This is a genomic window from Xenorhabdus innexi, assembly GCF_002632485.1.
In the GTDB taxonomy this organism is placed as follows: domain Bacteria; phylum Pseudomonadota; class Gammaproteobacteria; order Enterobacterales; family Enterobacteriaceae; genus Xenorhabdus; species Xenorhabdus innexi.
The window spans coordinates 1-24,533 of the sequence record NZ_NIBU01000001.1 but is presented as its reverse complement, the minus strand read 5'-3'; the positions used below and the strand labels follow the sequence as shown (position 1 = coordinate 24,533).

21 protein-coding genes are annotated in these 24,533 nt (G+C 41.9%); 12 read left to right on the top strand and 9 right to left on the bottom strand.

Annotated elements, in window-relative coordinates; genetic code table 11:
• Nucleotides 1–47: 47 nt before the first annotated feature.
• Together Xinn_RS00110 and Xinn_RS00105 are read right to left on the bottom strand one after the other, a co-directional pair.
• Nucleotides 48–1,979, bottom strand: coding sequence for a DNA topoisomerase III (locus Xinn_RS00110; RefSeq protein WP_086953291.1), 1,932 nt, complete (start codon nucleotides 1,977–1,979; stop codon nucleotides 48–50).
• Between the two features lie 153 nt (nucleotides 1,980–2,132).
• A complete protein-coding gene (locus Xinn_RS00105) occupies nucleotides 2,133–2,684 on the bottom strand; it encodes an NAD(P)H nitroreductase (RefSeq protein WP_086953292.1) in 552 nt (183 codons plus the stop codon).
• 171 nt (nucleotides 2,685–2,855) lie between these two features.
• Here Xinn_RS00105 and sppA point away from each other — a divergent pair, with 171 nt between their 5' ends.
• The 3 genes from sppA to pncA all read left to right on the top strand — a co-directional run bounded on the left by sppA (nucleotide 2,856) and on the right by pncA (nucleotide 6,788).
• Nucleotides 2,856–4,754 carry a signal peptide peptidase SppA gene (sppA, locus tag Xinn_RS00100; protein ID WP_086953293.1) on the top strand — a complete coding sequence of 633 codons (1,899 nt, stop codon included), beginning with the start codon at nucleotides 2,856–2,858 and terminating at the stop codon, nucleotides 4,752–4,754.
• A 367-nt stretch (nucleotides 4,755–5,121) separates the two neighbouring features.
• Nucleotides 5,122–6,141 carry an asparaginase gene (gene ansA, locus Xinn_RS00095; RefSeq protein WP_086953294.1) on the top strand — a complete coding sequence of 340 codons (1,020 nt, stop codon included), beginning with the start codon at nucleotides 5,122–5,124 and terminating at the stop codon, nucleotides 6,139–6,141.
• A gap of 11 nt (nucleotides 6,142–6,152) precedes the next feature.
• Nucleotides 6,153–6,788 (top strand): bifunctional nicotinamidase/pyrazinamidase, encoded by a 636-nt coding sequence (gene pncA, locus Xinn_RS00090; protein WP_086953295.1) that lies wholly within the window; start codon nucleotides 6,153–6,155, stop codon nucleotides 6,786–6,788.
• A gap of 118 nt (nucleotides 6,789–6,906) precedes the next feature.
• Here the strand turns inward: pncA and Xinn_RS00085 are convergent, their stop codons facing one another.
• Nucleotides 6,907–7,188, bottom strand: coding sequence for a YeaC family protein (locus Xinn_RS00085; protein WP_086953296.1), 282 nt, complete (start codon nucleotides 7,186–7,188; stop codon nucleotides 6,907–6,909).
• Between the two features lie 147 nt (nucleotides 7,189–7,335).
• Complete coding sequence (gene msrB, locus Xinn_RS00080) at nucleotides 7,336–7,743, bottom strand: peptide-methionine (R)-S-oxide reductase MsrB (RefSeq protein ID WP_086953297.1); 408 nt, start codon at nucleotides 7,741–7,743, stop codon at nucleotides 7,336–7,338.
• A gap of 340 nt (nucleotides 7,744–8,083) precedes the next feature.
• Here msrB and gapA point away from each other — a divergent pair, with 340 nt between their 5' ends.
• Both gapA and Xinn_RS00065 read left to right on the top strand, forming a co-directional pair.
• A complete protein-coding gene (gene gapA / locus Xinn_RS00075) occupies nucleotides 8,084–9,079 on the top strand; it encodes a glyceraldehyde-3-phosphate dehydrogenase (protein ID WP_086953298.1) in 996 nt (331 codons plus the stop codon).
• Nucleotides 9,080–9,261: 182 nt separating this feature from the next.
• Entirely contained in the window at nucleotides 9,262–10,137 is an 876-nt protein-coding gene (locus Xinn_RS00065) for a D-hexose-6-phosphate mutarotase (RefSeq protein ID WP_086956425.1), read from the top strand.
• A 179-nt stretch (nucleotides 10,138–10,316) separates the two neighbouring features.
• Here Xinn_RS00065 and alr read toward each other — a convergent pair whose 3' ends face one another.
• The 3 genes from alr to fadR form a co-directional block, all read right to left on the bottom strand.
• The gene (gene alr / locus Xinn_RS00060) at nucleotides 10,317–11,384 is read right to left on the bottom strand and encodes an alanine racemase (protein WP_086953300.1); all 1,068 of its coding nucleotides are present in this window, start codon (nucleotides 11,382–11,384) and stop codon (nucleotides 10,317–10,319) included.
• Nucleotides 11,385–11,405: 21 nt separating this feature from the next.
• Nucleotides 11,406–12,707: a D-amino acid dehydrogenase gene (locus Xinn_RS00055; RefSeq protein WP_086953301.1), complete on the bottom strand. Its 1,302-nt coding sequence runs from the start codon at nucleotides 12,705–12,707 to the stop codon at nucleotides 11,406–11,408.
• Nucleotides 12,708–13,274: 567 nt separating this feature from the next.
• Nucleotides 13,275–13,997 carry a fatty acid metabolism transcriptional regulator FadR gene (gene fadR, locus Xinn_RS00050; protein WP_086953302.1) on the bottom strand — a complete coding sequence of 241 codons (723 nt, stop codon included), beginning with the start codon at nucleotides 13,995–13,997 and terminating at the stop codon, nucleotides 13,275–13,277.
• A 358-nt stretch (nucleotides 13,998–14,355) separates the two neighbouring features.
• On the opposite strand from fadR, the gene nhaB reads away from it, so the two are divergent.
• The 3 genes from nhaB to ttcA all read left to right on the top strand — a co-directional run bounded on the left by nhaB (nucleotide 14,356) and on the right by ttcA (nucleotide 17,693).
• Complete coding sequence (gene nhaB / locus Xinn_RS00045; protein WP_086953303.1) at nucleotides 14,356–15,906, top strand: sodium/proton antiporter NhaB; 1,551 nt, start codon at nucleotides 14,356–14,358, stop codon at nucleotides 15,904–15,906.
• A 175-nt stretch (nucleotides 15,907–16,081) separates the two neighbouring features.
• Nucleotides 16,082–16,600, top strand: coding sequence for a disulfide bond formation protein DsbB (dsbB, locus tag Xinn_RS00040; RefSeq protein WP_086953304.1), 519 nt, complete (start codon nucleotides 16,082–16,084; stop codon nucleotides 16,598–16,600).
• A 178-nt stretch (nucleotides 16,601–16,778) separates the two neighbouring features.
• A complete protein-coding gene (gene ttcA, locus Xinn_RS00035) occupies nucleotides 16,779–17,693 on the top strand; it encodes a tRNA 2-thiocytidine(32) synthetase TtcA (RefSeq protein WP_086953305.1) in 915 nt (304 codons plus the stop codon).
• 251 nt (nucleotides 17,694–17,944) lie between these two features.
• Here the strand turns inward: ttcA and zntB are convergent, their stop codons facing one another.
• Entirely contained in the window at nucleotides 17,945–18,928 is a 984-nt protein-coding gene (zntB, locus tag Xinn_RS00030) for a zinc transporter ZntB (RefSeq protein ID WP_086953306.1), read from the bottom strand.
• Nucleotides 18,929–18,947: 19 nt separating this feature from the next.
• Nucleotides 18,948–20,537 (bottom strand): peptide ABC transporter substrate-binding protein, encoded by a 1,590-nt coding sequence (locus tag Xinn_RS00025; RefSeq protein WP_280176123.1) that lies wholly within the window; start codon nucleotides 20,535–20,537, stop codon nucleotides 18,948–18,950.
• Between the two features lie 200 nt (nucleotides 20,538–20,737).
• Between Xinn_RS00025 and tpx the strand changes: the two genes are divergently transcribed.
• From tpx to tssK, 4 genes are all read left to right on the top strand, one after another.
• On the top strand, nucleotides 20,738–21,241 hold the full coding sequence (tpx, locus tag Xinn_RS00020) for a thiol peroxidase (protein WP_086953308.1): 504 nt from the start codon (nucleotides 20,738–20,740) through the stop codon (nucleotides 21,239–21,241).
• A 563-nt stretch (nucleotides 21,242–21,804) separates the two neighbouring features.
• Entirely contained in the window at nucleotides 21,805–23,781 is a 1,977-nt protein-coding gene (locus Xinn_RS00015; protein ID WP_086953309.1) for a type VI secretion system Vgr family protein, read from the top strand.
• Between the two features lie 86 nt (nucleotides 23,782–23,867).
• A complete protein-coding gene (locus Xinn_RS00010; protein WP_086953310.1) occupies nucleotides 23,868–24,263 on the top strand; it encodes a DUF4150 domain-containing protein in 396 nt (131 codons plus the stop codon).
• A 108-nt stretch (nucleotides 24,264–24,371) separates the two neighbouring features.
• Nucleotides 24,372–24,533, top strand: a 162-nt coding sequence (gene tssK / locus Xinn_RS00005) for a type VI secretion system baseplate subunit TssK (protein WP_169923505.1), incomplete at its 3' end; no start/stop codon positions are given.

Sequence of the window (24,533 nt, the reverse complement as noted above, 5' to 3'; positions counted from 1 at the left end):
CGCCGTATATTTCGGTGCTGTATTTTTTTCACTTACTTTTATCTGGCCTATTCAGCTTTATTTACCTGCTTAGTTTTAGCTTGCTTACCTTTACCACCTCTTTTAGCTTTCACAGGAGCAGGAGGCAGATCCCTGAACGCTTTCAAATTTCGATATTGCTTTGCCTGCCAAATCAATTGTTGCAATGTGTCATGAAGAGGCAACATAAAATCCTGATAACGGAATTGTTTCTCACTGATTTGAGTCAGTCTGGATTCCCAATGCGCTGTCATATCAGGTAATACCGCCATATCGGGTAAAACATGGATAAGTGCACGGCCTGCCGGTGTTGCGTGAATATGACGTCCTTTTTTATACAGAAATTCCCGTTTGAACAGCAATTCAATAATTCCGGCTCTTGTTGCTTCTGTTCCCAGACCATCGGTGGCCCGTAACACCTTTTTCAGCGCCTTATCCTGAACAAATCTGGCAATCCCGGTCATTGCTGATAATAAAGTGGCATCGGTAAAAGGACGCGGTGGCTGAGTCTGCCTTTCCACGACTTCTCCTTTCTCACATAAAAGTTCATCGCCTTTAGCTACAATGGGCAGTGGAGTACCCTCATTTTCCTCATCCCGCTCTTTATTACCCAATAACGTCCGCCAGCCAGCTTCTGCCAGAAAACGCGCCTTGGCGATGAATTTCCCACCAGCAATATCAAGTTCAATTGTACATTTCCGGAATATAGCATCCGGCAAAAACTGCATCAGGTACTGTTTGGCGATCAAACCATAAATATTCTGCTCATTTTCTGTCAGCTTGACCTGACTGCTCCGCGCTGTAGGAATAATCGCATGATGTGCATCAACTTTTTTATCATCCCAGCAACGGTTCTTTTTTTCCGTATCCAGTGCATCTTGTGGTAGCAAATGGGGGGTATGCACCGAAATAGCATTTAAAACAGTGTGCCGCCCCGCAAAGTGTTCTTCTGGCAGATAACGACTATCTGAACGTGGATAGGTAATCAATTTATGGGTTTCATATAACCGCTGACAGATGTCCAGCACATCCTGAGCACTCAGACCAAAACGCTTGGCGGCTTCAATCTGTAGTGAAGAAAGAGAAAATGGCAGAGGTGCTGTTTCTGATTCCCGTTTATCCTGATATGCAGCAACATAAGCAGGCTGCCCCATAATACGCATAACAACATGTTCTGCTAAAGGCCGGTGAATAACCCGCCCTTCTTCGTCCTGAAAATCCGCGCAGGATTCACTGGGCTGCCATACCGCGGTGAACCGTTCTTCTTTCGGAGTAATAATATGAGCTTTAACTTCAAAGAAATCCTTCGGTACAAAATGCTCTATTTCTTCATCACGACGAACAACCAGACCCAGAATAGGTGTCTGCACCCGACCGACTGATAATACGCCCTGATAACCGGCATTCCGCCCCAACAATGTATAAGCCCGGGTCATATTGATCCCATAAAGCCAGTCGGCTCTTGCTCTGGCCAGAGCTGAAACACACAGGGGAATAAATTCCCGGTTACTTCTCAGACGCTCAACGGCCTTCAGTACCGCCTGCGGATTTAAGTCGTTGATCAGACAACGTTGGACATTCTGCTTTTTATGCTCTTCCAGCTGCAAAAAATCCAGCACTTCATCCACCAGCAATTGCCCTTCACGATCCGGGTCTCCGGCATGAATAATTTCATCAGCCCTTGCCAGAAGAAATTTAATCGTATTGAGCTGTTTAGCAACCTCAGCTCGTGGTTTTAACTGCCATTTTTCAGGGATAATCGGCAAATCCGCTAAGACCCAGCGCGCATAGCGGCTATCGTATACATCCGGCTCAGCTTGTTCTAACAAATGACCTACGCACCAGGTCACAATCTGGCTATCACCACACTCAATAAACCCATCTCCCCGACGATGAGGTTTCGGTAAAATATCGGCGATAGCACGTGCGAGGCTGGGTTTTTCTGCAATAAAAAGACGCATAGAATTTATTCAGTAACTTCAATCAATGCCCTGTCTGAGTGTGGTTAATTCAGTTCGCCCAGGCAATAAATTAATGGGATAAGCTGATGTAGTGGTGTTCACCTTATCCACCACATCAGGTAATAATATCTTTAGTAACTCTAACAGGAATTTTTAGAAATAACTGACAAAATCAGTTAAATCTGGAGAAGGCATTTTCATCGGTGATTTCAGTTCTGGTGTCCCCAGATAGAGGAACCCAACAATTTTGTCGTGCTCTTCACACCCCAACCCGGCTCTGACGGTTGAGTCTTCTGTCCAAGATCCTGAGCGCCATATTCCACCAAACCCTTGAGCTACTGCTGCCATTTGCATGGCATGTACTGAACAGCCAGCTGCTACAACCTGTTCCCATTCCGGCACTTTTACATGCTCAACAACTTTAGCAATGACAGTAATAATCATAGGAGCACGATAAGGAGCATTTTTTGCTTTTTCTGCCACATCTTTACCCATTTCACCGTTAATCGCAGCCTGCTCGAGCAATTTACTGAATTTATCAATTCCTTCCCCTTGCATTACAATGAAATGCCAAGGGCGTAATGCTCCATGATCTGGTGCTCTCATTCCTGCTGCAAGGATATTCTGTAATTCATCTCCCGCAGGAACCGGAGTAGTTAAACGTGAAACCGAACGGCGACTCAATAAGAGTTCCAAAGCATTCATAATTTGCTCCTGAAATAAGATAATCTATCACGACCGGACATTCTCTGTTTATTCGCTACCGAATGAAAGCGTAAATGTTATTTTTTAAGTTATTTTCGTGATTTCTGGCTGACATTTATCAATTCGCTGATTAGGATAATCTTATTTGACGATCTCATAACCGGAGACGATATGCATACTTTATGGAAGTTTATAGCAGGACTACTCAAATGGAGTTGGAGGCTGCTAAATTTCATTCGCCAACTTATTTCCAATTTGTTGTTTATTATATTTATTGTATTAGTTTCTATTGGCGTTCTTATATATAAAGAACAGTTCCCCGCAGATGATAATGATTACCACGGCGCGTTATATGTCAATTTGTCTGGCATCGTCGTTGATCGGATATCTGCCCGTAACCCTTTAGATCAACTGAGCTTGGATCTGCTTTATTCATCCGGCAACCGTACGCAACAAACTTCAGTATTTGATATTGTTGACAGTATTCGACGGGCAAAAAATGACGATAAAATTACTGGTATGGTGTTAAAACTGGATGATTTTGTTGGGGCTGATCAGGCTTCCATGCGTTATATCGGCAAAGTCATCAACGAATTTAAGAGATCAGGCAAGTCCGTTATAGCTATCGGGCATCATTACGACCAGCAACAATACTATTTAGCCAGCTATGCTGACAAAATATTCCTTACCCCTCAGGGCGGTGTTTCACTTAAAGGTTTTTCAAATAATCATTTGTTCTATAAATCACTATTAGAAAACCTAAAAGTTTCCACCCATATTTTCCGTGTCGGTACATACAAATCAGCAGTAGAGCCAATGATGCGGAATAATATGTCTGATGCGGCCCGCACAGCAGATTCTCTCTGGCTGAATGAACTTTGGCAAAATTACCGGCAGGATATTGCTGTTAATAGAAAAATCCCGGTCAATCAGGTACTTCCTGAGCCTTCTGTATTTATTGAAAAACTTCGTAAAGCAGGAGGAAACAGTGCACTGTATGCTCTCCAGAATGGTCTGGTAGATAACATTTCACCTCTGAATGTTATCGAAAAGAAACTGGAAAACAAATTCGGATGGGATAAAAAAAACCAGCATTTCAATTACATCAGTATCAATGACTATATCGCCAAACAACCTGTCGAGAATACTTATCAGAACGATGGCAATATTGCAGTGATTATAGTTGAAGGGGAAATCATGGATGGTAAACAGTCCGGCGATATAGCTGGCAGTGATACTATCGCAGCCCAATTACGTGAAGCACGCCTGAATCCCAATATCAAAGCCATTATCCTGCGAGTAAACAGCCCGGGCGGCAGTATCAGCGCATCTGAACATATTCGTAGTGAACTGGTAGCCATTCGGGAAGGTACTGATGAAAATGGCAAAAAAATCAATCAAAAACCAATTGTGGTTTCAATGGGGGGGCTTGCTGCATCGGGAGGTTACTGGGTATCCACACCGGCTGACTATATTATTGCCTCCCCGAATACCCTGACCGGCTCAATTGGTGTTTTTGGCGCTATCAATACTTTTGAAAAAAGTCTGGATTACCTTGGTGTAAATACAGACGGTGTTTCAACTTATCCACTGGCTGATATTTCTGCAACTAAAGGGATAAATCCCCTGTTTTCTGAAGTCATACAACTATCGATTGAAAATGGCTATCGTCAGTTTATCGGACTGGTCGCAGATTCCCGCCATAAAACAGTAACCGAAATTGAAAAAATCGCTGAAGGTCGTGTCTGGAGTGGCAGTGATGCTAAAAAGTATGGTCTGGTTGATCAGTTAGGTGATTTCGATGATGCCGTTAAAAAAGCCTCTGAGCTGGCGGGTCTTAAGAGCGTATCACTAAACTGGATGCACCCTGAACTTTCATTCACGGAGAAACTGATAATAGGCTTTTCTTCATCTGCGCAGGCAATCATGCCAAACGCTTTGCAATCAATGCTGCCAGCGCCATTTGCTCAGGTGGCACAGGATATGAAAAAACAGTCTGCGTTTTATAACCACATGAACGACCCGCAGAATATTTATGCGTTTTGTCTGAACTGTAGCGATATTCGCTAGAAATTCATCACCTGAGCGTGATAACCACAACTATAGCCAATGGATTTCGAGTCGTATCGCGGTGGCAAAGGGATGACAAATTCGTCGGGAACGAATTTGCCCAGCCAAAGGCTGACCTCCGGTGAAAGACAGGAGCCGTTAACTAATCCCCGGGAGCATAGATAACTATGTGACCGGGGTGAGTGAACGCAGCTAACAAAGAGGCAACTTGAAAGCCGAAGGCTATAAATTTAAAGCCTGAATCTTATATGCCCAGCGAATTTTGAGTTGTATTACTCAACAAGGGTATATATCAGGCTTTTTTTATTCCTTATACCCCCTATAATCGGCAGAGAATTTTATCAAAGTACTGTTTTGGGGTACTACCATGCAGAAGAAATCTATTTATGTTGTTTATACGGGCGGAACAATTGGAATGCAGCACTCTCCCAATGGTTACATTCCCGTCTCTGGTCATTTACAGCGACAGTTGACACAAATGCCGGAGTTTCATCGCCCAGAAATGCCTACATTCACTATCCGTGAACATCACCCCCTTATTGATTCTTCTGACATGAGTCCAGATGATTGGGGAATTATCGCCAGTGATATTTACCAGAATTACCATGATTACGATGGTTTTGTGATCCTGCATGGTACTGATACCATGGCTTTTACCTCCTCAGCCCTCTCATTCATGTTTGAAAACCTCAACAAGCCGGTTATCGTGACAGGGTCACAAATTCCTTTGGAAGCATTGCGTTCAGACGGACAGACAAATTTGCTCAATGCCCTGTATCTGGCAGCTAATTATCCCGTCAACGAAGTCAGTCTGTTTTTCAACAACAAACTGTATCGAGGGAACAGAACAGTCAAAGCCCATGCTGACGGTTTTGATGCCTTTTCCTCTCCCAATTATCCTCCGCTTATCGAAGCTGGGATCAATATCCGAAAATTTAATACCGCACCACTGCCTGCTGGTCATGGTGATTTTATCGTACATCAAATCAGATCACAGCCAATTGGCGTAGTGACCATCTACCCGGGGTTATCCAGTCAGGTGGTTGAAAACATCCTGATGCAGCCTGTCAAGGCATTGATTTTACGCTCTTATGGTGTCGGCAATGCCCCGCAGCGCCCTGATTTATTACGTATTTTAAAAGAGGCGACTGAAAGAGGCATCATTGTCATCAACTTGACACAATGTATTTCCGGGCGGGTCAACATGGAAGGTTATGCTAACGGCCATGCATTGGCTGAATCAGGCGTGATCAGCGGCTATGATATGACATTTGAAGCAACCCTGACTAAACTTCACTACCTGTTAAGCCAGCACTACGAAATCGACGAAATTCGTTCACTGATGCAGCAGAATATACGCGGAGAATTGAGCCACTCCGACAAGTAATGAGGAATATAATGAAAACCGCACTATTACTGATCGATCTACAAAATGACTTCTGTACAGGTGGCGCACTGGCAGTCAAGGAAAGCGAAGAAGTTATCGCAGTGGCAAATGAAGCTATACAACTGTGTCAGCAATACAGTGTCAGCATTATCGCCAGTCAGGACTGGCACCCTTCCGATCATATGAGTTTTGCTGTGAACTCAGGCCAGCCAGTTGGTGAATTAGGTGTATTGAACGGTATCCCTCAAATATGGTGGCCTGTACACTGTGTACAAGGGAAAAGTGGCGCAGAGTTTCATCCAGCCTTAAACCACGCAGCTATTCAGGAAGTTTTCCGCAAAGGTGAAAATCCACAAATAGACAGTTATAGTGCATTTTTTGATAACGACCGTAAAAATGCTACCCGATTACATCACTGGCTGTCAGAGCAACATATCAATCGCCTGCTTATTCTGGGTATTGCTACTGATTACTGTGTAAAGTTCACGGTATTAGATGCATTAGAGCACGGATATGAAACTTACGTCATTACAGAAGGCTGTCGCGGGGTTAATATTCAGGCAGATGACAGCCTGAGGGCTATTGAGGAAATGGCAGCTAAAGGTGCCAAATTTGCTCCATTGCAGGAGATAACAGCTCTTTTTTAGCGTACCGAAAAAATATTTGTTACCCGCAAACCGCTATAAATATATCCCTGAAATCAAACTGACCTCGTTCTTTCCTACTGATGTGTATAAGAACGAGGTTATCATTTAACCTGATGATTCATTCTTCTGATTGCGGCTTTAACCTGGCAACCATTTCTGACTGAAACATAGTCTTCAGCTCTTGTTTGCTTTTTACGGCAATTTGGCCATCCGTGCCAATCGTCATATGTTCAGGATTATGATTATGTCTGGCCTGCCAAAGCATGACCATTTGCAGGCTGTGTTCTTTTTGCTCTGGTGTTAATGAAACACCATCCTGCCATTTCCCTAACTCAACAGCCTGAACCAATCGCTGGTAAATCTCAGGCGTCATGACAGAGAGTAAATCATCTAAATTCATCGATATTTCCTTAAAACTAGTTATTTAAAACCACTTACTAAAAACCAGTTACTGAAAAATTGCATACTGGCATCACAAGCTGAATCGATTCTATTTCATTTGCCGATTTACATCATGATTTGGTCAAAAACCGTTCTAACCATCAAATTAACCGGTAATTTCCTCTCCTGAATCTTCATCAATGAAACGCAGCGCAGCCGAATTAATACAAAAACGCTCCCCTGTCGGTTTGGGGCCATCGGGAAAAACATGCCCCAGATGCGCCTGACAATAGCTGCAACGCACTTCTATCCGATGCATGTTATGAGAATAATCATCAATATAGTTGATGCATTTATCATTAACCGGTTGATAAAAACTTGGCCACCCACAACCGGAATCAAATTTGGTGTCAGAAACAAATAACGGCTGAGAGCAGCACAGGCAATGATAAATACCACTGTTTTTGTTGTGCAACAGTTTTCCTGAAAATGGCGGCTCAGTACCTGCATTCTGCGTAACATAACGCTGCATTTCACTGAGCTGTTCGAGAGAAAGAGAGATATCTTTAGCCATGGTAACCACCTTTTAAGGCCAATATTTTCAACAAAAAGCACCGAAAACAACAAAAGCAAATAGTAAAATGTTAAATCGCATTTTAACTCATTCAACATGATGATTTACTTTACTAATTGTGATAAATCTCACATATCTTATTAATGAGAACTTTAAATATCTCCTTATACCCCGATAATAGTGCGCGTAAAGATTGTTACAGTTGTATAGCGGATGTTCAGATAATGGTTTTTTAATTGATCTTTTTCAATTGTTGACACGATTCCGCTTGACGACTGACAAGATTTTGGTAACTTTAGAAACAACTTTTAATTCACTAAAAAATAGCTGGTGGAATACTATGACTATCAAAGTAGGTATTAACGGTTTTGGTCGTATTGGCCGTATTGTTTTCCGTGCTGCACAAGAACGTTCTGACATTGAAATTGTTGCAATCAATGACCTGTTAGATGCAGATTACATGGCTTACATGCTGAAATACGATTCAACCCATGGCCGCTTCAACGGTACTGTTGAAGTAAAAGACGGTCATCTGGTTGTTAACGGCAAAACCATCCGCGTTACATCTGAAAGAGACCCAGCTAACCTGAAATGGAACGAGGTAGGTGTTGATGTTGTTGCTGAAGCAACCGGCATTTTCCTGACTGACGAAACTGCGCGTAAACACATTACTGCTGGCGCGAAAAAAGTTGTTCTGACCGGTCCTTCAAAAGACGATACCCCAATGTTTGTTATGGGTGTTAACCACAGCAACTATGCAGGTCAGGATATCGTTTCCAACGCATCCTGCACAACTAACTGCCTTGCTCCACTGGCTAAAGTTATCAACGATAAATTTGGTATCGTTGAAGGTTTGATGACAACTGTTCACGCAACAACAGCGACTCAGAAAACCGTTGACGGCCCTTCTGCAAAAGACTGGCGTGGTGGTCGTGGTGCGGCACAAAACATCATCCCATCTTCTACCGGTGCAGCAAAAGCAGTAGGTAAAGTCATCCCAGAACTGAACGGCAAACTGACTGGTATGTCTTTCCGCGTACCGACTCCTAACGTTTCTGTTGTTGACCTGACTGCCCGTCTGGAAAAACCAGCAACTTATAAAGAGATCTGTGAAGCAATCAAAGAAGCGGCTGAAGGCGAGCTGAAAGGCATTCTGGGTTACACCGAAGATGACGTTGTATCCACCGACTTCAACGGCGAAAAACTGACTTCAGTCTTCGACGCGAAAGCAGGTATCGCTCTGAACGACAACTTTGTGAAACTGGTTTCCTGGTACGACAACGAAACAGGTTACTCTAACAAAGTTCTGGATCTGGTCGCTCACATCTCTAAATAACAGAACCTATATACTTTATGAATTTCAGGTTGCAGACCACAAACTCGCAACCTGAAAAGCAATGGGTATAATCATTGTTCAATAAGTCACCTTTACCGGTGACTTTTATTTTGCCACTTTCCCACAATAAGCTATTCTTGCCTTCACTAACCATCACTAGAAGTTTATGTAAGGTCATGATGATGTTTGATAAAATTTTCTCATTGCCGATTGTAAAACAGATATCACCTAATATCAGCCAACGGGATATTGATGGGTTTCCATTAATTGTGATTACTCATCCTAAAGTCCGTAGCGCAATCAGCATCCAAGGCGCACACCTTATGGCATGGCAACCCAGTGGTGAAAAACCGGTATTATGGTTAAGTAATAATACAAAACTTTGTGCAGGAACTGCTATCCGTGGCGGCATTCCCATCTGTTGGCCATGGTTTGGTCCTCAGGGTACACCAAGTCATGGCTTCGCCCGAATCTTACCATGGGAATTTAAAGGGCATCATGAACATGAAAATGGTGTTATTTTGATGTTCATACTGCAAAACAACGAGTATACCGAACAATTATGGCCGCATGAATTTACACTTATTGCCCGTTTTAAATTAGGTGAAACCTGTGAGGTAGAACTGGAATCCTACGGGGAGTATCAAACCACATGCGCACTACATTCTTATTTTAATATCAGTGAAATAGAACAAATTAAGGTCAATGGGTTAGGTAGCCATTTTATCGACTCGATAACAAACAAAACACAGCAAACTACTAGTGAAGAATTAGTTTTTCAGAAACGTACTGATCGCATTTACACAGAACCAGAAGATTTCAGCCTAATCAGAGATAAGCAATGGAAGCGTACTATCGAAGTTCATCACTACCATCACAGTGATATTGTTTGCTGGAATCCCGGTGCCGAGTTATCAGGCAGCATGAAAGATATGGAAAAAGAAGGCTATAAAAATATGGTCTGTGTTGAAACGGCTCGTATCAGTAGCCCTTTGTATTCCAAAAATGGTAACCCCGGTAAGCTTTCTGTCGTTCTGCGTTGCCGCCATACAAACTAAACGTAACTGATTGAACAGAATTGAAACTGAATAACAGGCATTGATTCAAACTGCCAATACCCCATCACTGGCATGGGAGCAGTACGAAAAAATGCCTGAGAAAATAAAAAAATAAGTATATCCAATGGATTCAAGTTGCAGCTAACAAAGAGGCGGCTTGAAAGACGAAGGGGATATCATTAATCAACAACCACCGGAACACGTCTGGCTAAAGCGCACAGCAGTTCATAACCTATCGTTCCTGCAAACTCTGCCACTTCATCCACGGGCAGGTGTTTTCCCCACAGCTCAACTGAGCTACCGATTGTTGCCTCCGGGCACGGTGTCAGATCCACCGTCATCATATCCATTGAGACCGCTCCCAACACACAAGTGCGAATACCGTCAACGATAACAGGTGATCCCGTTGACGCATGCCGAGGATAGCCATCAGCATACCCACATGCAACAGTACCCACTCTGGTTACACGCTGCGTGGTATAGTGGCTGCCGTAACCAATTTTTGCACCTTTCGCAAGTTCATGAACAGCAATAATCTCACTTCTCAGGCTCATCGTTGGTCTCAATCCTGTATCTGCAATATCACGCCACTTCCCGCTGGGAGATGCTCCGTATAGAATAATCCCCGGCCTTACCCAATCAGCGTGCGTTTCCGGATGCCATAGTACTGCACCAGAATTAGCCAGACAGTGCTGAAGTGAGTCCATTTTGAGTTGCCTGACAACTGTGAATTGCTCACTGACACCAATTTCATTGTCAGAATTCGCAAAATGGGTCATTAAAGTGACGGAGCTGATATTCTTTATCCCACTCGCCATTGATACTATCTGTGGATATTCATCGGGTGTGAAACCCAGACGGTTCATGCCACTGTTAAGTTTTAAATAGATATTTACAGGTTTATCGAATGCCGCCTCTTCTATTGCCTTAAGCTGCCAATGGCTATGCACTGTAGTTGTCAGATTATATTTATTGATTATCTGCAAATCTGCGGCTTTGAAAAAGCCTTCTAACAACAGAATAGGCCCTTGCCACCCCTGTTTTCTCAAATAAATAGCTTCATTCATATCAAGCAGAGCAAAACCATCTGTCTGCATGAGTGATTGCCATATTCTGTCCAACCCATGCCCATATGCATTCGCTTTCACTACCGACCAAATTTTACTGTAACCAACCTTCTGACGGATAATGGTCAGGTTATGCCGGAATGCATCAAGATGGATCGTTGCCAAAATAGGACGTGGCATGCTGGCCCCTTCTAATTTACTTTACGCAGTATGTAAGCGATGCTTCATCCGAAGCACTTTAGTATTAAACCCATCGATGTATCTGAATACGGAAAGATCATCCGCAACAATGTCAGTTTTTTTACCTGAAATTAAATCAGATAACAGCTTTCCTGAACCACAAGCCATCGTCCAGCCTAATGTCCCATGCCCGGTATTCAGATAAAGATTAGCGTATTTAGTAGGGCCAACAATAGGTGTACCATCCGGTGTCATCGGACGTAACCCAGCCCAGAATGATGCTTCTGCAATATTGCCACCGTTGTGGTAAAGATCGTCAACGACCATTTTTAGTGTCTCACAGCGGCTTTTCAGTACATCCAGATTGAAACCGACTACCTCTGCCATCCCACCAACACGGATACGATTATCAAAACGGGTGATGGCAATTTTATAAGTTTCATCCAGTATTGTTGAAGCAGGTGAACGTGTTTCATCCATTATCGGCATTGTCAGCGAATAACCTTTCATTGGATAAACCGGAATTGTGACAAGGCCTTTCAGCAATTCTGTGGAATAAGCCCCCATCGCTATCACATACTGATCTGCGGTCATAACACCATCATCGCACTGAATACCGATGATCTTATCCCCATCCACCAGAATTTGTTTAACCTGTTTGTTAAATATAAATCTGACACCCGCTTTTTCTGCCATTTTGGCCAGTTCTTTCGTAAAAATCTGGCAGTCACCAGTTTCATCATTGGGAAGCTGCAATCCCCCCGTCAATTTATGGGAAGAGTGAGCAAGTGCAGGTTCAACTGATGCTAATTGATCAGCCGTCAATAACCGATAAGGAACGCCTTCCTGTTCCAGTACCGTAATATCCTTAGCGGCACTATCAAACTGTTTAGCGGTTCTGAATAGCTGCAATGTGCCACCCAGACGCTCTTCATATTGGATACCGGTATCCGCTCTCAGTTGTTTAATACAGTCACGGCTATATTCAGCCAGACGCAACATTCTGCTTTTATTCATCGCATAATGGTCGGCATCACAGTTACGCAGCATTTGCCACATCCAGCGCAACTGAAATAATGAACCATCAGGACGAATAGCTAACGGGGCATGGCGTTGGAACAGCCATTTTATCGCTTTTAACGGGATACCCGGAGCCCCCCAGGGTGTTGAATATCCGGGTGAAATTTGCCCTGCATTACCTGCACTCGTTTCTTCGGCAGCGCTTTGCTGGCGATCGACGACTATAACTTCATGACCTTCCTGAGCCAGATACCAAGCGCTGGTGACACCAATAACCCCACTGCCTAAAATAAGGACTTTCATTCTGCCCCCTACTGATAAGAAACATACGCAGACAAGCATAATATGCTAAATAGAAAAATCCAACACAGAATAATAGACCATGAAAGCATTAATTGAATTTTAGGATTTGAATCACAATTTCATTACAAAATATTGATAAAACAATCTTCTTTACCATGTAGAAAAACAATAAAATACCAGCAAATACAATTAAATAAAGTAGAATAAAATACTATTGATTGATTATATAAATATCAGAAAAAGTGATTTAACCGGAAAAAAACCAACATTATATTCACATAATCCTGTTTTATTTTAATCTAAAATTAATAATTTTTTTAGAATAAAGCCCTTATTCAATATAAACTGAACAGCATAATCATTTAAAAATTTTCATTTTACAGTTTGGTAAGTGACCGGAGTGAGTTGACGCAGTCAAAAGAAGCAACGTGAAAGACGAAGGGCATACCACATATAGGGGCAATTATAAGACAAATGGGAAGCGGCGAACTACGTAATGTAATTCGCCTTTAAAAAAATAGGCTAGCTCAAGGAATCAAATTGAAAATTGGGTAGGGTGTAATTTGATCAATTCTGACGTGCTGCTGTTAAATCATTGAACATGATCCCTTGCATTTCATGCCAAATAGTTCCGCTGTCTTTACCATAATTACGTACGCATTCAATGATCTTGTCATGAGCTTCTTCCCGGCACAGTAAGCTCAGCTGCTGATAGAAATTCAGGGCTAGTTTACGGGCTTCGGGGTTAGAAAAGTAATAACGGCCAACACGGGTATAAAGCCCTTTTAATCCGTTAATAATCAGCCCATAAATAGGATTGCCGGATGCAAACGCTAACCCACGGAAAATATCATAATCCACAGAACTGAAGGATTCAGCAGTATCTTCTGCTTTATCTTTTTCCGCCAGAACTTCCAGTGATTTTTCCGGGTTGTGCCTGAATGCAGTACGGATAAAAATAGCTGCAATATTTGTGCGGACTGACAATAAATTATCGACCAACTGAGGCACACGATCATGATCTAAACGCGCCAGAGTTTCCAGAATGTTAAGACCTGATGTTTCCCAGAAGTTATTGACCTTTGTTGGTTTTCCATGCTGAATAGTCAACCAGCCATCACGAGCAAGGCGCTGCAATACTTCACGCAAAGTGGTACGGGTAACACCGATTAATTCAGATAATTCACGCTCTGCTGGCAGTATAGAGCCTGGTGGAAAACGATTATTCCATATACTTTCAATAATATACTCTTCCGCAAAACTCGCAGGACTCTGAGCCTTAATTACCATATTTTAACTATTCCAAAGCAGTTTTATTGGCTAATAATAAGCACTGATCATACCAGAATGCGTCAAGTCGACATAGTTACATAATAAATAAACCGTGAAAGAGTGAATGAGGTCATAAAAAAATATAATTATTATCCAATTAATTATGAGATTATTCCCTTAAATTACCACCTGTTAGAGCATATGATACTCAATGTATTGCAAGTTGCATCAAGGTAGTAAAGAAGGAACATAGCTCATAATATAACTAACTGAAATAAGCGAGCGCAGCCGCCATAGAGAGGCAACCGGAAAGACAACGAATATGTTGTGCTTTAGAAATGTCCCATGAATCCACAGAAGAGGAATATTAATAATAATGGAAATCAGTATACGACGTGCAGTGGTGAAAAACTTTCTCGGTAATTCGCCGGATTGGTACAAGCTGGCTATCATTGTTTTTCTTATCATCAATCCACTGGTTTTTTTCTTTGTCAGCCCCTTTGTTGCAGGCTGGATGCTCGTTGTTGAATTTATCTTCACACTGGCAATGGCTTTAAAATGTTATCCTTTGCAACCGGGAGGGTTACTTGCTATTGAAGCTGTAATTATCGGCATGACCTCGCCAAAACAGATAGGGCATGAAATCAGCAATAATCTGGAAGTTATCCTGCTGCTGATTTTCATGGTTGCTGGTATTTACTTTATGAAGCAACTTCTGCTATTTGTTTTCACCAAGCTACTGTTAAGCATTCGCTCCAAAAAAATGCTGGCATTGGCATTCTGTCTGGCAAGTGCATTTTTGTCGGCCTTCCTTGATGCTTTAACAGTTATAGCTGTTGTTATCAGCGTATCCGTTGGTTTTTATTCCATTTATCATCGTTATCTTTCCAGTCAGCATAATGACAACATAGACCTTAGTGATGATCAGTTTATTGATAATGAAGATAAAAGACAGACACTGGAACAATTCCGGGCATTTCTGCGCAGCCTGATGATGCATGCGGGGGTCGGTACAGCCTTAGGTGGTGTGATGACTATGGTTGGTGAACCACAAAACCTGATCATCGCAAAACATGTTGGCTGGGATTTCATGACATTCTTTATCCGCATGTCTCCCGTCACTGTGCCTGTTTTTATCTGTGGTCTGCTGGTCTGTCTGTTGGTTGAACATTTCAAAATGTTTGGTTACGGTGCTGAATTACCTGAGCGTGTCCGCTCTGTTTTGGAAGACTACGCAAAAAAAACGGCTGAAAAACGTACTCGTCAGGAAAAAGCCCAGCTTGTCGTTCAGGCTTTAATCGGCATCTGGCTGATTGTAGCTTTGGCGTTCCACTTAGCTGAAGTCGGGTTGATTGGCTTGTCAGTTATTATTATGGCTACCGCTTTTTGTGGTATCACTGAAGAACATGCTTTAGGAAAAGCCTTTGAGGAAGCTTTACCTTTCACTGCATTACTGACTGTTTTCTTTTCTGTGGTTGCGGTCATTATTGATCAACAACTATTTACCCCCTTTATTCAGTTTGTACTGCAATCTTCACCCGCTTCACAACTCTCCCTGTTTTACCTGTGTAACGGGCTGCTTTCCGCAGTATCTGATAACGTATTTGTAGGGACTGTTTATATTAATGAAGCTCTGTCTGCTCTCAAAAGTGGCCTTATTTCACAACAACAATATGAATTTCTGGCTGTAGCCATTAATACAGGGACTAACCTGCCATCAGTAGCGACACCAAACGGGCAGGCAGCTTTCCTGTTCCTGTTGACATCAGCGCTATCACCATTGATTCGCCTGTCTTATGGCCGTATGGTGATAATGGCGCTACCTTACACTATTGTGATGACTCTTGTGGGTCTGCTGTGTGTTGAGTTTTGTCTACTGCCTGCTACTGAATATCTTGTAAAACTTGGCTGGGTTATCCCACTATAATCCCTTATATTTATTATTAAGGAATTCTGCCGGATAGGGTGTAAAATTCCCCTATCCGGTTTTTTTATTAAAAATTTTAATTTAAAAAACGACGTAATTGACTTGAAATTGATTTTTTTGTGATTTAAGAAGCGGCAGAATAAACAGCTATATACACGATACGGGAAGAAGAAGAATGTTACATTTTCTAAAACAGAGTTCCCAAGGGCGGAGCACATGGTTATTAATGGCGTTAACGGCTCTTTTGTTGGAGTTTGTTGCACTTTACTTTCAACATGTTATGCAGTTGCAGCCCTGCGTAATGTGCATTTATGAGCGTGTTGCTCTATTCGGTATTTTCGGCGCAGCCCTACTGGGTGCAATCGCTCCCAAAACGCCGCTGCGCTGGCTGGCTATTTTACTCTGGCTCTATAGCTCATGGCACGGGTTACAGCTGGCATGGGATCATACTATGATGCAGTTATACCCCAGCCCTTTTAATACCTGTGAATTTTTTGTCAGATTTCCGTCATGGCTGCCGTTAAATGAATGGCTGCCTTCAGTATTTCAGGCTTTTGGCGACTGCTCAATAAAACAGTGGTCATTTCTGACTCTGGATATGCCGCAATGGCTGATTGGCATTTTTGCTGCCTATTTAGCAATTGGATTTTTGGTTCTTATCAGCCAGTTTGTCCGGCTACGGAATAAATATTAAGCACAATCCCCTATTTTTCCTATATGGGGAAAATAGGGGTTTTTCGCTAACTCTGATTGATAATCCCTTCCCATTCGCTATTATTGTTCCCTTTTCATGTTCTCCGCCATAAAATCATCGTAATTTTTTAAGGGCCTTTAGCCGAACAGCCATCAGAAACAATAAAGAATAACCAGAAATGAACACTCAAAAAGAACAGTATAATTTTAATAAATTACAAAAGCGCCTGCGTCGTGATGTAGGCCAAGCCATTGCAGATTTTAATATGATCGAAGAAGGTGATCGCATTATGGTCTGCCTTTCTGGTGGCAAAGACAGCTACACTATGCTGTCCATTTTGCAGAACCTGCAAAAAAGTGCTCCTGTAAATTTCTCTCTTATTGCTGTCAATCTGGATCAAAAACAGCCGGGTTTCCCTGAACATATCCTTCCTGCTTATCTGGATGAGCTGGGCGTCGAGTATAAAATCGTTGAAGAAAATACCTATGGTATTGTCAAAGAGAAAATCCCGGAAGGAAAAACGACCTGTTCTCTGTGCTCCCGGTTACGCCGTGGTATTTTATACCGCACCGCTACTGAACTGGGTGCAACCAAAATTGCGCTGGGGCATCACCGTGATGACATCCTGCAAACTGTTTTTCTGAATATGTTTTATGGCGGCAAATTAAAAGGTATGCCACCAAAACTGATCAGTGATGATGGTAAACACATTGTTATCCGCCCACTGGCTTACTGTCGGGAAAAAGACATTGAGCGTTATGCGGAAGCGAAAGCATTTCCAATTATCCCCTGTAACTTATGCGGCTCACAGCCGAATCTACAACGTCAGGTTATCAAAGACATGCTGCGTGACTGGGACAAACGCTATCCGGGGCGGATTGAAACTATGTTCCGTGCTGTACAAAATGTGGTTCCATCCCATCTCAGCGATTTTAATCTGTTCGACTTTAAAGGTATTAATCACGACAGTGAAATCGTTGATGGCGGAGATCTGGCTTTTGATCGGGAAGAGTTACCCGTACAACCAGCCATCGATCCTGACGAAAAAATGGGTTTTCAGGCGGAACGATTGGATATCATTGAAATAAAATAAAAAAATAGCCGATACTAATGATTTTAGTATCGGCATAACGTCAATTAATCGGTATAAAACTCAATATGAGAAACACTACAATCATGGAGCACAACGTTCATCGCTCAACGTTGTATTCACCTGCGGGAGTTATAGTGCCTCAACTTTAGAGTGTTATTATTGATATACCTCAAACCGAATGGAATTAACCCGCTGATCCAGTCAGTATTTGATTCAATAGAAACCCGATCACAATAATAATCACCGCTTTTTTATAACCACTTACTGCGCTTTAACCACCACGCGAACCCCGCTATCAACAACGACAGCAACAGGCTGAATAAGCCAAAGCCAAACTCATCCTTATTTCCGGGGATACCGCCAAGGTTAACGCCGAATAATCCGGTTAAAAAAGTACTTGGCAAGAATATTATTGTTAATAATGACATCATGTAAATACGGCGGTTCATTGCATCCGCCATGATGGACGTAATCTCATCTGCAAGAACCGCCGTCCTTGCGATACTGCCATCCAAATCATCCAGCCCACGCCCCAGACGATCAGAAACTTCCTGCATCAGATGACGAGCTTCGTCACTCATCCAGGGTAGCTTCTCACTGGACAAACGTGTCAGAACATCACGCTGGGGCGCCATATACCGACGGAGAACAATTAATTGCTTGCGTAATAATACTAATTCGCCTCGTCCGGGGATCTTCTGCTCCAGAATGTTATCCTCAAACTCAATCAGATTGTCATGCAACTCTTCAATAAAATCATTCACTTCATCGGTAATAGCATCAACTATTTCAACCAGCCAGTGCCCTGTATTTTTTGCACCTGTGCCATTATTTAAATCCGTCATAACCTGCTCAACCGGGTACACTTTTCTATGGCAACTGGAAATAATGACCTTTTCGTTAATGTAGATACGAAACGATACCAAGTGATCAGGACGGGCATTGTCATTTCGATTAATCGCCCTCAGTGTAATCAGCGCTCCTTCGCCGGTACGAATAAGTTTGGGCCGAATACTCTCACCAACCAGCCCATCTTTTACAGGGGCCGGTAATTGGTTCGTATTCATAAGCCATCGATAACTGCTCTGATTTTGATAATCAAGATGCTGCCAGAAAGGCTGCCCTGCCGTTGCAGGTGCATTTTCGCTAAAATCTGTGATACCACCCTTCCCATTCAACTGGCAGGCATATACAGCATTTGAATCTTTAAATGCTGAGCCATAAATCGTTTCCACATCCGCTCCTGTTCAACATTTAATGTTTTTTAATGATATACATAGTATGGCTATAAGCCACATCTTCAGGATTGGTGATCGGGTATCCTTTTAGCCATTTTTTGATTAACCGACCATTGGTGTACTGATAAATCGGCACAATCGGAGCCTGTGCCTCAAGCATTTTTTCTGCCTGATTGTAATCCTTGTTTCTAATTTCATCATCGGTTTCCAGACTGGCGGCTTTCAACAAAGCGTCATAAGCCGGGTTATGAAATTTGGCAAGATTTCCGCTATGTGTTGATGTCAGAAGAGATAAAAAACTTGATGGCTCATTATAATCTCCGGTCCATGATGCCCGGACGACATCAAAATTACCGGTATTCCTGTTATCCACATACGTTTTCCATTCCTGATTAACTAACTTCACTTCAACACCCAGTTTCTTTTTCCATTCTGAACTGACTGCAATAGCAATGCGTTGATTATTTTCTAAATTATTATAGAGCAAAGAAAGTTTTAGTGGATTATCAGGGCCATAGCCCGCTTCTTTTAACAGTGCTTTTGCTCTCTCATCCCTTTTCCGCTGAGTCAGAACCTGTTGCCGGCTGCTTTCTGGCTTAAAACCGGCCGTAACATCAGGCGTAAAATGCCATGCAGGCTTTTCTCCTGTGCCCAATATCTTTTCCGCAATTAGATTCTTATCGATAGTCATGGCAAGAGCCTGTCTGACCCGGATATCATCAGTCGGTGCTCGCTGAGTATTGAATGCATAATAATATGTGCCCAGCTGATCCGGTGTGAAAACTTCTCCCGGGATATCACGCAGTAACTTGCGGTACATATTCTTAGGGAAAGATTCAGTTATATCTAAATCCCCGGCCAGATAACGCTTAACCGCATGAGATTCCTGACTGATTGGTAAAAATGTAACTTTTTTCAGTACTGTTTTTTTGTGATCCCAGTAATAAGGGTTAGGTGTCAGAACAATCTTTTCATTTACCACCCTTCCCGTCAGTGTAAAAGCACCATTTCCTACCAGATGGCCTACTCTGGTCCAGTCATTCCCATATTTTTCAACACACTGTTTATTAACCGGATACAGGCTAAAATTAGTGGTCATACTGGGAAAATAAGGTACAGGGCGATCCAGTGTGACTTTTAATGTATAAGCATCAAGTGCTTCAATACCTAATTTTTCCGGTGGCAGTTTACCGTCTATGATGTCCTGAGCATTCTGAATCCCTGACAGAGCAGCAAACCAAGAAAATGAAGAGGCATTTTTAGGATCGACCAGCCGCTGCCAGCTGTATACAAAATCAGAAGCAGTAACGTTGTCACCATTAGACCAGCGGGCATTCTGCCGCAGCGTAAATATCCATGTTTTGTTATCGGTTGTCTTCCAATGAGTGGCAACTCCCGCAACAGGGTTGCCATAAGCATCCTGATTAACGAGACCTTCCAGTAAATCACGCAATACCTGTGCTTCTGTTAAGCCAAAAGATTTAATCGGATCAAGTGATGCTGGTTCATCTTTCAAATGACGAACCAACTCCTGATGAGGGTCTAACTGAGTTCCTACAGGAACATCAGCAGCATAAACAGCAAAAGGCAGGGAAAGCCCTGTCATCAGTAGCACAGAAGGGAACAAGGTAAAATTATGCATAAATTTTTACTCTTTTGGTCTAATAATCATCTTAAAATAAATGATAAGACACTGTTAATTAAACAATAGGTGAGTATTTATAAATATTACAGCTATTTTTGTGGGCAAGATCGCACTATTCCATTACACTGGCACCGCAGTTTACTTATATGAGGGATAAAACCATGACACAAACCGTCAAATTCCAAGGTAGCGATATCACTGTAGCCGGACATTTTCCACAAGCAGGCGAATCAGCAAAAGAATTTACTCTGGTAGCAAAAGATCTTACTGACGTGGCACTGAGCCAATACGCAGGGAAACGTAAAGTACTCAATATATTCCCAAGCATTGATACCGGCGTTTGTGCAACTTCTGTACGTAAATTTAACCAACATGCTGGTGAACTGAACAATACTGTCGTACTTTGCATTTCGGCAGACCTGCCTTTTGCACAGTCCCGTTTTTGTGGTTCTGAAGGCCTTTCAAATGTTGTCACTCTATCAACACTGCGTGGTAACGAGTTTCAGGAAAATTATGGTGTAGCAATTAATCAGGGGCCATTGGGCGGATTAACTGCACGTGCTGTCATTATTCTGGATGAAAACAATAATGTTGTTTATAGCCAGCTCGTAGATGAGATTACGAATGAGCCTGATTATGACAGCGCATTATCAGTATTAAAATAAATTATTTATTGAAAGCAATGTGTTTCCTCGCGTTGAATAATCATTAACACATTGTTTTATAATAATTAATTATCGGCGGTAATTATTATATGGTTGCCGCCAACCTTTCTTACCTCTCTTACCTACCTTCTTTATATTTCTGATTTTCTTTTGTTATCTTCTCTTTTTTTCCCCTGAATACTGCATTCTTTTCTGACCATACAGATTAAACGCAAATCACTTTCAAAGGTGATCTTGCTCACTTCATGGCGAACACACACAGCTAATCAACATAATAAAAGAAATTAATATTTAAAAATTAATAGGTTCCATCTAAAGATTATTTTTCAAACAAATTATATCCATTTTGTAAAAAAGATCTGATTTGTAATTTTATATTTCATTTTGTAAAAAATTATCAAATAGTGATAATTTTATTGCGTTATAGTTTCCTCAATGGAATATTATTTATTGATTCAGGTTAATGGAAAGTAATGGTAGGTAATAAAAAGAGTTTAATTTCTTAGTCAGGTCCTTTATTAAAAGGCTCGTGCGGTAGCTTTGAATTTAGAAAGGCACTCTCAATGAAAAGAAATATTATTGCTCATACTCCACTGGGTGAAGGTGATTTGCTTTTTGGTTCATTAAAAGGTGAAGAAAAGCTATCAACAATCTATACCTTTAATATTGAATTATTAAGTAAGAAAAAAGATATTGATATCAAATCACTAAGAGGGAAATCAATTTCCATTGAAATAACTCCCCCGAATATCCCATCAGCAGAAGTACGTTATCTGAATGGCATAGTCCATGATGCTATGGTGTGTGATTTTTATGACCATTATTGCTATAAATATAAATTCATTCTTAAACCAAAGTTATCAATCCTGCAAAATAGTAAAGGATGCCAAATATGGCAAAAGAAAACAGCGCCTGAAATCATTAAGGACATATTAAATAAACACGATATCAAATTTGAAAGCAAATTAACTTCAAAATACCAACAGCTTGAATACTGCACACAATATCGTGAGACTGATTTCAACTTTATCAGCCGGATAATGGAAAAAGAAGGTATTTATTATTATTTTCAACATACTATCAGCGATCATACTCTGATTTTAGCTGACTCCCCCCAATCTCATTCGGCTTTAACAGGCTATTCAACTCTGGAATATTATCCAAATCATTTTCCTCCGAGAAATAATAAAGAAAAACGCTATTTGTATGATTGGAATGTGAGTTATTCCATTGCACCCAAAATTTATGCAATGAATGATTATGATTTTCTCCAACCTCGTGCTCAATTACTGGAAACACAGCAAAATCCAGATAATTCAGGCCCCAATACAAAAATATATGAGTGGCCCGGAAATTATAGTGAAGCATCTCAGGGGAAATTTTATGTCCTGGTTTTACAGCAATCCTATACAGCCCATTGCTATCATATTAAAGCCAAAAGCCTCGAAGCGGGTATAGCACCGGGATACACCTTTACGCTTTCTAACGCATTCAGGGAGGGAGATAATGGGGACTACCTGATTGTTGGTGCAACCTATGAATTATCAGAGTCCGGTTATCATTCTGGTGAGGTTTATTCCGGTGATAATAATAATGATAACGCAGCCAAAATTAAAACCCGCTTCACCGCAATCCCGGCCAGAATAAACTGGCGGGCACCCCGTCTAACGCCATGCCCAGTCGCCAGTATAGAAACAGCAGAAGTCGTCGGTTCAAGTGGCAAGGAAATCTGGACAAATGAATATGCTCAGGTCAAAGTTCAATTTCATTGGGATCAGGACGGTGCCAAAGATGATACCAGCTCTTGCTGGATACGTTGCTCCAGCCCTTGGGCCAGTACAAAATTCGGGGCAGTCCAGATCCCCAGAGTCGGGGATGAAGTTTTTGTCAGTTTTATCAACGGCAACCCAGATAGACCACTGATAATAGGCAGCACTTTTAACAAAGAAAATATGCCCCCGTGGAAATTGCCGAACGAAGCCACAAAAATAGGTTTTATGTCACGAAGCATACAAGGTGGAAATAGTAACGCCAGCTATTTATTCATTGATGATGCTCAAGATAAGGAATCTTTTGCTCTGCATGCAGAAAAAGATATGAATATTTCTGTCGAAAACGACCAAACAATAGCTATAGAGGGTTCCCGCACGACAGAAATAAAGAAAAAACAAATTGATACTATAGAAGAAGATGCAAGTTTCACCTATAACGCAAAACGAAATACGACTGTTGAACAAGAAGAAACAGCAACTTTCAATAATAAACAAAAAACAACTGTTGCTAACGGTAAAGAAATTGAAGTCACCAGCGGAGGCATTAAATATAGTATTACGGGTGATCATCAATCAGATATCAGTGGTAATCAAAAAGAATCCATTGCTGGAAATGAAGAGAGCAACGTTGCAGGAAACTGGAAAAAATCAGTCACCGGAACAGCTGAAGTAAAAACAGCCTCCACCCTCACTTTAAGTGCAACGGCTACTACAGTTGCCAGCCCTGCAACAATAACTCTATTGAGTACCTTAATCATAATTGGCTGAATCACTACTCCCAGAGCACACTAATGTCAGCCAAATCTGTCACCAAAATAGATGCTGAACAAATTCATGTTGATTAAGGAGATCTTATGTTTGCCAATACACAAAGTGGCGGAATGGATGTGGCGGCACCGGATGTCTGCCTGACTCCCGCAACCCCTTCTCCGGTACCCGTTCCTTATCCTAATATGGCACAAGGACCTACCGGAGTAACTAATGCCATGAATATCTTATTTGCAGGGGCACCGGTTCATAATCTGATGACAAAATGTCCTATGACCACCGGCGATAACTCGGGTGTTAACATGGGCGTAGTTTCCGGTACGGTAATGGGCTCATCGCAACATACACTAGGAGCTAATGCTGTCTTAGTCAAAAAATTTCCCGCAACTCGTCTGAGCAGTTCTACGATGCAAAACTCAACCAATGCAGTCGGCTGCCGTATCATCCCCAGTCAGCATAAAGTCCAAATTTTATCCACCTGAACTGAATACCGACAGTTTATGGCAATAAACTTAACAGGCTTTTGAGGTGTCCAGATTTAATATCCCCTCCCTTTGATTCAACATGTGTTACATGGACTGAAAAACAACATGAATAAATCTGAAAAAGTCATCTGGACAGAAGGCATGTTTTTACGCCCCCATCATTTCCAACAGGCGGAAAGCTATCTGGAAGCCTATACCCGTGATTGGGGAACCGCCCAACGGCCTTACTACTGGGGCTTTCTGACACTGGAACTGGATCAGGAAATG